Origin of the sequence: Kitasatospora sp. NPDC059571 (assembly GCF_042735675.1) — a bacterium.
Taxonomy (GTDB): Bacteria; Actinomycetota; Actinomycetes; order Streptomycetales; family Streptomycetaceae; genus Kitasatospora.
On sequence record NZ_JBHWBW010000198.1, the window covers coordinates 1 to 2,784 of the forward strand.

The 2,784-nt window shown below is 71.7% G+C and carries 2 protein-coding genes; one reads left to right on the forward strand and one right to left on the reverse strand.

The window, feature by feature from the left end:
* Positions 1-84 precede the first annotated feature (84 nt).
* Positions 85-1,671, reverse strand: a complete 1,587-nt coding sequence (locus tag ACFV0G_RS21605) for an MFS transporter (RefSeq protein WP_380550126.1) — start codon at positions 1,669-1,671, stop codon at positions 85-87.
* Between the two features lie 447 nt (positions 1,672-2,118).
* Between ACFV0G_RS21605 and ACFV0G_RS21610 the strand changes: the two genes are divergently transcribed.
* Positions 2,119-2,616 (forward strand): hypothetical protein, encoded by a 498-nt coding sequence (locus ACFV0G_RS21610; RefSeq protein ID WP_380550129.1) that lies wholly within the window; start codon positions 2,119-2,121, stop codon positions 2,614-2,616.
* The last annotated feature ends 168 nt before the right edge of the window (positions 2,617-2,784 follow it).

Sequence of the window (2,784 nt, forward strand, 5' to 3'; positions counted from 1 at the left end):
CGTCAACGTCCTATGGGCCCTGATCCGTGACCGACGGTGCTACCAGGTCACACCGCCAGTCACCGCCACCGCTTGACAACGACATTAGGAAGCGTCGGCCGCCTTCGGCGATTCGACGCACTCGCGGGGCCCGACCGGGGCCTCGCGCCGCCAGACCAGCGGGAGGGCGAATGCGGCGACGACGGCGAGCAGCCCGGCCAGCGCGATGGCCCGGCCGGTGCCGACGGCCTGGACCTCACGGAAGGCAGCCTGGAGCGCTGCCTGCGTCGCCTGGTCGACCGAGGCGAGGATCTGGGAGGCCAGCTTGGAGTCGGTCACGGCATTGCCCAACTCCTGGACGTCCTGGGAGGAGAGCCCGGCTGCCTTCGCCTGGTCCACGGCCTGGTTGGTCTCCACCCCCTGCTGGACGGCGACCGTCACCGCGACACCGAAGGCTCCGCCCAGCATGCTGGTCACCTTGAACATGCCGGAGGCGGTGCCCGCGAGTTCCTCGGGCGGACCGGCCACCGCGGTGTCCGAGAGGGGGATCGACATCAGGCCGAGGCCCGCCCCGAGCACCAGGAGCCCGGCGGCGAGGATGGCGTAGTTGTAGTGCTTGCCGATGATCGCGGTGACCAGCGTGCCGACGCCGAGCAGCAGCACGCCGGCCATCACCGGCAGCCGGGCGCCCCGCCGGGCGGAGACCCGGCCGCCCACCGGGTTGAGCAGCAGGATCGTCGCGGTGGACGGGAGCAGCAGCAGACCGGCCGCCACCGGTCCGTACCCGCGCACCTCCTGGAGGTAGAGGGTGAGCAGGAAACTGACGCCGGCGAAGACGATGTTCATGACGGAGTTCGCAGCCAGGGCGCCGCAGAACGGGCGGGAGGAGAACAGCGACAGATCGACCAGCGGGTCGGACACCCGCTTCTCCAGCAGCACGAAGAGGGCGGCCAGGACGACGGAGCCCACCAGCAGCGCAATGATCACCGGGTCGTCGAAGCCCTCCTCCTGTCCGGCCGTGCAGCCGTACAGCAGGCAGAACGCCGCCAGGGCGCTGGTGGCGAGGCCCGGCAGGTCGATGTGCCGGGTGGCATTGGGGTCGGTGGACTCCACGGCCGAGCGGCGCACCAGCCAGAGGCCGACCAGGGCCAGCGGGGCGTTGATCCAGAACGTGGACCGCCAGCCGAGGGCACCGGTCAGGACGCCGCCGACGGCCGGCCCGGCCGCCTGCCCGACCCACGCCACCGCCATCCAGGCACCGAACGCCCGCGGCTGCTCGTCCGGCGGGAACATCGGCGGGATCAGGGCGAGCGTCGCGGGCAGGATCAGCGCCGCGCCCACACCCATCGCCGCGCGGCCGACGATCATGCCGGTGACGCCGGGTGCGAACGCCGCCGCCAGCGAAACGGCTCCCATCACCAGCAGGCCGAGTTCCAGCATCCGCTTGCGCCCGAAGACGTCGCCCAGGCGGCCCGCGGCGAGCACCAGCGCGCCGGTGGAGAGACTGAACGCGTTGTTGGCCCATTGCAGGTCCGTCAGCGAGACCGACAGTTCCCGGGAGATCGTCGGGACGGCCACCCCGAAGTCGGCGAACGACAGCCAGACCATGCCGGCCGCGACGCACATGCCGGCCAGGGCCTTCCAACGGTCTTCCGAGTAGCCGTCGAGCGGCACAGCGGACGGACGGGCCATGCGGCGGCTCCCCTTCTCCGGCCGGCCGGCTGCCGGGGCGGACCCTCCCACTATCCGGTCGGGGTCCGCCCCGCCCGCCTCCGACACCCGCAACACCGCCCCGCCTCCGCCGGACGGCCGCGCCCCGGCCCGCCCGGCAGGTCCGGCAGGTCCGGCAGGCTCTGCCGAGGCAGCGATGCCGTGCGGGTAGCTTGATCGGCAGGGACCAGCAGCACGTGGCAGAGGCGTTCCGCACCGAGGCCGGACATCTCGTCCGGGCCATGGCCACGGTGTCGGCGGCCAGGGCCCCCTGCACTCACCGGGCGCCACGACAGGAGCTTTCCACTCGTCAAGCACAGGACATCGGCCCGAACCGTGCCGTGATGACCCGTCGAGCGGAGCACAGTGGCCGCCGACGGGTGCCGATGGCTCCGTGACCTCACCGTCCGGCTCTGCTTGGATGCCGTTATGAGCGCAGGCACACACCCGGAGTCGGGGCTGACGAAGAGCATCTGGAGCGACGAGGACTTCGATGACATGGGGTGGCACGACGTCACCATTCACGGGCTCTGCGTGCAGCCGGGTGCTTCGGAGAACGCGCTGCCGCGTCTGCTGCTCGACCTCGACTACATCGTCCGCTGGGTGCATCCGGTCCCGCCGGAGAGGCACTTCAGCTTCTGGATCGCGCCCTCCACGCTCGTCTTCGACGACATCCGGGACATGGAGGGCGACCTCGATTTCAAGGGGACGGCGATGAGCCTGGACATCCACGAGATCCAGCGATCGACCCCGGCGGACGAGGCCGGCGGGCCGCAGTGGCACATCGAGGGCGACCGCTTCGACCTCCGGTTCCGTGCCACCGGGTACCGCCAGTACCTGCGCCGGGCTCCGCAGTACTCGTCCCGGCTCGTGCTCTCGCACGGGGACCGCGCGGGGCTCTCCTTCGCGGAGACGGCATTCTCCTGAAGGACGGCCCCGCGTCGGGCGTTCGGTCGACCTGATCCTTCGATGGACCGGACCCATCGGGTGGGGCAGACCCTTGGGGGGGGGCCCGGGGGCGCAGTGTGTGGGGGGTGGGGGGCCGCGGTCGGGCGGTTGTAGATGGGGGGGGGTATCTCTGTTGTGGGGGGGGGC